The organism is Citrobacter sp. C348, from assembly GCF_047467975.1.
In the GTDB taxonomy this organism is placed as follows: domain Bacteria; phylum Pseudomonadota; class Gammaproteobacteria; order Enterobacterales; family Enterobacteriaceae; genus Citrobacter; species Citrobacter gillenii.
Genome location: NZ_JASJUJ010000010.1, coordinates 217,241 through 224,171 on the forward strand (window position 1 = coordinate 217,241; position 6,931 = coordinate 224,171).

Sequence of the window (6,931 nt, forward strand, 5' to 3'; positions counted from 1 at the left end):
GGAGAGCACCATGAACAACACTTTTCCCGACGGATTTTTATGGGGCGGCGCAATGGCGGCAAACCAGGTTGAAGGCGCATGGCAGGAAGACGGTAAAGGTGTGTCAACATCAGACATGCTGCCCAACGGCATTTTCGGTAACGTTGTCGCACGCCACGCAGGTCAGCACAGTATTAAGGACGTCGCCATCGACTTCTACCACCGTTACCCGGAAGATATCGCGCTGTTTGCCGAGATGGGTTTCACCTGTTTGCGCGTGTCAATTGCCTGGACCCGCATCTTCCCGCAGGGGGATGAAACCACGCCGAACGAGGCCGGACTCGCGTGGTATGACAACCTGTTTGATGAAATGTTGCGACACAATATCCAGCCGATGGTGACCCTGTCGCATTACGAGATGCCATGGGGGCTGGTTGAAAACTACGGCGGCTGGGGAAACCGTGACGTCATCACCTTCTTTGAGCGCTATGCCCGTACCGTTTTCACTCGCTATCAGCACAAAGTCAAACTGTGGTTGACCTTCAACGAGATCAACATGTCCCTGCATGCGCCGTTAACCGGTGTCGGTCTGCAGGATGGCTGCAGCAAGGCAGAGATATACCAGGCGATCCACCATCAGTTGGTGGCCAGCGGTCTGGCGGTTAACGCTCTGCATGACATTATTCCTGATGCCAAAATTGGCAACATGCTCTTAGGTGGTCTCACCTATCCACTGTCCTGCAAACCTGAAGACGTTTTTGCCGCATTACAGGATAACCGCCAGTGGCAGTTCTTTGGTGACGTCCAGTGTCGTGGAGCTTATCCGGGCTATATGCAGCGTTTTTTCCGTGAAAACGACATCACATTACATATTGAACCGCAGGATCATGACGCGTTACGCCACACCGTTGATTTTATCTCCTTTAGTTACTACATGACCGGCTGCGTCACCGCAGATGCTGAACTGGTCGAGAAGATGCGCGGAAATATTCTCGATATGGTGCCCAATCCGCATCTTGAAAGCTCCGAGTGGGGCTGGCAAATAGATCCAGTGGGCTTACGTACGCTGTTGAACGTTCTGCGGGATCGCTACCAGAAACCGCTATTTATCGTTGAGAATGGGCTCGGTGCCCAGGATACACCGGACCACGAGGGCCGTATTCACGATCACTATCGTATCAGCTATCTCAACGATCACCTGATCCAGGTACGCGAAGCGATCGCAGATGGCGTGGAACTCATGGGATATACCTCGTGGGGTCCCATTGATCTGATTAGCGCGTCAAAAGCCGAAGTGGGCAAACGGTACGGTTTTATCTACGTTGATCTGCAGCAGGATGGCTCGGGTACGCTGGCGCGCAGCCGCAAAGAGAGCTTTTACTGGTACAAGGGAATTATCGCCAGCAACGGCGCATTGTTGAAAGCGTAATCGCGTTAACAAAAATACCCCGTCATTGCTGACGGGGTATTTTTTATTCTGACCAACTAAAGTAAATGCATTATTCCTTTACCAGCGTTTCGACTAAATCCAGTCTCTCTTGCCACGGATCGCGCAGAGTCTGTGTCTGTTGCGCGCCTGCCGCCGGGATCAGCAGCAGGTTGTCTGCCTGACGGTTGAAAGCACGCCATTCAGGTAGGTTTTGTGCATTGGGCTGACTGTGCCTGGCAAAATTCACCCAATACTGATTAAGCTGGGCAGCCACGGTCTGATCTTGCGGTTTCACCGTGTCGGCATAACGCGCCGTCAGCGTATTAAAAACATACGGAATTTCACTGGCATGCTGCGCGCCAGACGTCTGGTCACTCAGTGCCTGCGCCACGTAACCAAAACGATACTGCCACACAGGGAGCTGGTTATCACTCCATACCCGAGCCATATAGCGCGCCGGTTCAACCATAAAGCTATCGCTGGCAATAGCGTTGGCTGTCTGCTGCGGTGACATATCACGATAGGCCTGGTCCACTTTGCCACGCAGGTCAGCCGCAAACGGAGCTAACGCCTGCTCCTGCGTAGTGACCTGCGGCGCAAAGCCGATATCCGCGTCGTTTGCACCAATCATCAGCGGCACTTTGTTGAATGTTCCCTTACTGTACAGCTCGTGAGGTTCCGCGGTAATAATACGTCCATCGATCATCGGTCCGGAGTAATCCGGGCTTTGCATGGTGGCCATATTAAGGCCACTGACTACCTCGTTGGCAGGAAGCTGTCGCAGCGCTTCCAGCGCTTTACCATCATTGCCGTTAATACCGTGTTTAGCGGCAAACGTCAGGCCGGCTTTTTCTGCCTGCTGCCAGTTCTGGTGCGGGACGATGTTGTGACGACCAGAGCCGGACTGAATAATGGCTTTCTGGAACAGACCTGCCGCTTCCTGGCTGGTCAACAGGCTATTAACAGAGAAGCCCCCCGCTGACTCGCCAAATAGCGTGACATTGTCCGGATCGCCATTGAAATTGGCGATATTATTTTTAACCCATTTCAGCGCGGCAAGTTGGTCCATCAGACCATAGTTCCCCCGTAGTGGATCGTTAGCCAGTGCGGGGTGGGCGAAAAAGCCAAAACGTCCTACACGATAGTTAAAGCTAACGAACACCACACCCTGGCGGGCAAAGGCATCCCCGGCATACACCGCAGGGGATGAGCCTCCATTGACAAACCCGCCGCCGTAAATCCACACCATAACCGGCAATTTGCCGCTAGCGTTAGCCGGACGCCATACGTTGAGCGTCAGACAATCTTCGCTAAACCCGACGCCTAACGGCGCAGCATCCCCAGGAAACGGCTCTTGTAGACAGTCTTTTCCGTAGTGTTTTGCCGGACGAACACCTTGCCAGGCTGTTACTGGCTGCGGGGGTTGCCAACGTAGTGCTCCAACAGGCGGTGCGGCAAACGGAATGCCCTTAAAAGCATCAACGCCCTGATGTTCGCTTCCTAAAATGCGTCCATCCGTCACGCTCACTTCCGGGCCCGCGGCCTGAGCCAGGCCAGCACAACAGATAAAGGTGAATCCAACCGCTAATGTGTATCGCATATCAATCCCCTGCTTTATAAGCCAATGGGAGGAAGGCCAGTAGCGACCCTCCTCCCGGTATATAACGTTAAGATCGTGTTTGTGGCGTTATTTATGGATGCTGTTTGAGCTCATTTTCATCGCTCGTGGTCGAAACTGTCGCCGCATTTTGTGCATTCAGCCCCGGCAGTCCTGCGACCAGCGTCATTGCGCAGCTCAGAATCAGCGCCACTACCGTGCCAATAATGCCCCCCCATAACGTGGCATCGACGCCACCCGGCGGAATCATCTGCGCAATGGTGAAGATGTTGGCAAATCCGAAGGAGTACACGTGAGTACTACTGAAGCCGACAATGGCCCCCCCGACCGCTCCCGCGATGCAACCAAAAATAAATGGACGTCTGAGCGGCAGGTTTACTCCGTACACCGCAGGTTCAGTAATACCGAAAATACCGGCCGTCACGGAGGAACCCGCCAGCATTTTCTGCCGTGCATCACGGCTACGCAGGAAGATCCCCAGCGCGGCACCGACCTGGCCCATCACGGCTGGCAGCAACATAGGCAGCATCGTGTCATGACCTAGCACCGCCAGGTTGTTGATCATCAACGGAACCAGCCCCCAGTGCAGACCGAAGATCACGCACACTTGCCACAGAGCGCCGATCGCAGCACCTGCCAGCCACGGGGCAAGGACATAAATCCACTGGTAACCGTTAGCGAGGAACTGACTAATCCAGGTCGCCACCGGGCCAATAATCAGGAAGGTCAGCGGTACCGTGACTACTAAGCAAATCAGTGGCGCAAAAAAGTTCTTCATGGATGATGGCAGCAGTACTGAACTCTTTTTCTCCAGCCAGCAACTCACCCACGATGCGAGAATAATCGGGATCACGGACGCACTGTAGTTGAACCAGGTTACCGGAATGCCAAGGAAAGTTTCCGTGATAGCGCCAGCGTGTTGACTGGCAGTAAACGCCTCAATCATCAGCGGATGGGTCAGCGCGCCGCCGATCACCATAGTAATAAACGGATTACCGCCGAACTTCTTCCCGGCGGTGTAACCCAACACCAGCGGGAAGAAGAAAAACAGCGCATCACTGGCAGCAAACCAGATTTTATAGGTCGCGCTATCGGTGGTTAACCATCCGCAAACAACGGCCAGAGCCAGCAATCCTTTGAGAATACCGGAGGCCGCCAGTACGCCAATAAAGGGCGTAAAAATCCCGGACACGATGTCGATAACATGTCCTAACGCGCTACTTTTATTGCCTTTTTTCTCAGTTACCGCAGGGGTATCATCCGTCAGACCGGCTTCAACACACACCGCCTGCCAGACATCGCCCACATCATTCCCGATGACGACCTGAAACTGACCGCCACTTTCGACGACCATAATCACGCCAGGGCATTGTTTTAGCGCTTGTGCATTCGCTTTTTGGTTATCATTCAATTTGAAGCGAAGTCGGGTAGCGCAATGCACCAGACTGCTAATGTTCTCTTTACCACCGACGTGGTCGATGATTTTTTTCGCCAGCGCTTGATGTTTCATATGATGTTCCTTACGTCCGGTGTCCGCAGCCACCGTCTGACTGAGTAGAAAAATAAAAAAACCCGAGAACGTTCCACTTTCAGCGAACGCGCTCAGGTTTTGCCTGCATAGTGCAGTAACAATCCCGTTCTGTTATTTGCCATGAGTAAGACAGCATGACGGATCTGGCTGTACTGGCTGTTTATGTATTAGAACGTCACCACCGTTTTCAGCTCGGTAACCCAGGCATCCTGGGTCTCTGAGACGCCGCCTGGGTTATGCCAGTACTGAATACCCGGCTGCAATTCGATCCACGGAACCGGACGGAAACGATAATAGATCTCAGCATTCATCGAGCGCCCAGGAACGGGGCGATACCCCGGATTGTTGTAGTCGGAAATGCCGCTGATGCTGTTCATATACCGCTGGTTATGTGCAAGCTCGTCGCTCGCATCGAACCAGGTTGCGCCAATGCCAATGGTATCGTTCGGGCGGGCATCAAACAGTCCACGGTAGCGGAACGTTGAGGCCAGCACCGAATGGATAACGTTCGTGCTTTGGTCTGCAAGGCTGAAGCTCAGTGAGGTGCTCAAGCCACGATTAGGATCGCCATCGTGCTGAGTCAGTTGCTGGTTAAAACCGGTATACATAAACCAGGTATCGCTGTGTTTCGCATAACCATTCGGATCGGTGGCACCAGCACCGCCGGATTTCCCACGATAGAGATCGGTTTGCGGCGCATTGGTATATAGCACGCCGAAGTTGTATATCCCCGGTAATCCACTGATGACAGGACGGGTTTCAATTTCTAGCGGCAGCAATACGCCTTTACTGCCTTTCGTCGACCAACTCCATGCATGGCTGCGGCTGGTTGCATCCGGGTTTTGCTCCATCACCCCGCCTTTTAAGGTCACAGCTGGCGTGATTTTGTACTCCAGCGTGGTACCCCAGGTATGCATATTCCAGTTGCTCCAGGTCAGTGAGTAGGCAGATTTACCGCCACACTGAGAGAGCAGTTGGGAATCGCAAGGGATAATTTGGTCAAAGGTCTGGACTTTGTTCATCATGCCAACACGCCAGGTCAAGCGACGATCGTCAAAGCTCCGAGCAAAAGTCAGCCAGCCGAGGCGAGTAATAGACCCCCCGCCCCAGCTTTCCTGGGTCAGATCGTTAAACGGAACACGCGGATCCTGGACACGTTTGGTCGTCAGATTGTCATCATGGTTACGGTTAACAATATTCCCTTCAATACGAGCATCAGGGATCCCGGTCCAGCGTTCCAGATCCTGATTGAAGGTCAGTGCGAACTGATCAATATAGGCCACGTGTGAATCATGATTATATCCGCCGCCACCATTCCAGGCGATTTCGTTCAAATATCCCAGATTATAGGTGAAGCCATTATCATTGAGAATTTTACGAATACCCAGCATGTCACCTAACACAGGGTCAGGAGGAGCTTCAAAACCCAGCACCGTACCGTTCCAGTCTTGTGCCATTGATAATGGCGATACCGTCAGTAAAGCAAGTGCGTAGAGCTGATAAGGTATTTTTTTATATGCCATAATGAAACCCGTTTATTTATTTAATGCGTAACCGGTCGCAGACAATTTATATATTGTCCGTTATCATTTTATTTTTGGTAATAGCAGTCTCTACGGTCAGTAATAACCGCAAAACGCTTCCAGGTATAATGTAAAATCAGTCGTCAGAATGCGTGTGAGTTCGTCTCCTCGTAAACGACAGGCAAAAAAAAACCTAAGTGCACCGCTCGCGCGGAACACTTAGGTTTTGCCTGTTAGCCAGTAACAATCCTGAGTTGTAACGGTAGGGACTCTACCATCATCCCTCCCTGTTGCAAACGCTGAGAACGCGCTGCTGTATGAAAATGTGAGCAAGATAACACTTGCATAACAGGGAGCTGTTGGGAAAAGTCGCCGCTTTTTATCGGTGTGGAAAATATCTGCGCCGCTTTATCGCAGTTAAAGATATTAACGTTAAAAACGTGGGATAAAGATGCCTGCACACCGTTACCCCACTTGCATTAAAATAAATTATACCGCGGTAATTATAGACACGCTGGACGTTAATTTAGTCATGTCTACCTATTACCGGCCTGCTTAAAGTAACCTAGAAGCTGTATTTCACCCCTACCATCGCAGATGAGTCGCTGTAGCCTTTGTCGCCGATCTGGACGCCCACGTTACCCCACAGATTCAGGCGGTCGCTCAGCTTGCCTTCCACGCCAGTTTTGATTTCTCCGAGATTGCGCGCCCCGTCCTGATACACGCTCACCCCGTCCATCTTCGTACCAAAATCATGCGTGTTGTGCAGCCAGTTAACTTCCACAAACGGCTGGAAGGTCCGCGCTTTACCGTCATCTATTTTGCTGTGGCCTTTCAGATACGTGCGCAGA

Annotated in this window: 4 protein-coding genes and 1 pseudogene; 1 reads left to right on the forward strand and 4 read right to left on the reverse strand. The window is 52.2% G+C overall.

Features of this window, described 5'->3' with window-relative positions:
• Positions 1-10: 10 nt before the first annotated feature.
• On the forward strand, positions 11-1,408 hold the full coding sequence (locus QNN86_RS18730) for a glycoside hydrolase family 1 protein (RefSeq protein ID WP_414212131.1): 1,398 nt from the start codon (positions 11-13) through the stop codon (positions 1,406-1,408).
• Positions 1,409-1,478: 70 nt separating this feature from the next.
• Here the strand turns inward: QNN86_RS18730 and QNN86_RS18735 are convergent, their stop codons facing one another.
• The 4 genes and pseudogenes from QNN86_RS18735 to QNN86_RS18750 form a co-directional block, all read right to left on the reverse strand.
• On the reverse strand, positions 1,479-3,008 hold the full coding sequence (locus QNN86_RS18735; protein WP_414212133.1) for a carboxylesterase/lipase family protein: 1,530 nt from the start codon (positions 3,006-3,008) through the stop codon (positions 1,479-1,481).
• 106 nt (positions 3,009-3,114) lie between these two features.
• Positions 3,115-4,536 (reverse strand): annotated as a pseudogene (locus QNN86_RS18740) (PTS transporter subunit EIIC); the annotation flags it as partial.
• 188 nt (positions 4,537-4,724) lie between these two features.
• On the reverse strand, positions 4,725-6,080 hold the full coding sequence (locus QNN86_RS18745; RefSeq protein ID WP_414212135.1) for a carbohydrate porin: 1,356 nt from the start codon (positions 6,078-6,080) through the stop codon (positions 4,725-4,727).
• Positions 6,081-6,645: 565 nt separating this feature from the next.
• Positions 6,646-6,931, reverse strand: a 286-nt coding sequence (locus tag QNN86_RS18750; protein ID WP_414212137.1) for an autotransporter outer membrane beta-barrel domain-containing protein, incomplete at its 5' end; no start/stop codon positions are given.

Excerpts from the sequence above, each read along its gene's own strand:
- QNN86_RS18730 (WP_414212131.1), top strand. The coding sequence starts at position 11 with ATGAACAACACTTTTCCCGACGGATTTTTATGGGGCGGCGCAATGGCG.
- QNN86_RS18735 (WP_414212133.1), bottom strand. The coding sequence starts at position 3,008 with ATGCGATACACATTAGCGGTTGGATTCACCTTTATCTGTTGTGCTGGC.
- QNN86_RS18745 (WP_414212135.1), bottom strand. The coding sequence starts at position 6,080 with ATGGCATATAAAAAAATACCTTATCAGCTCTACGCACTTGCTTTACTG.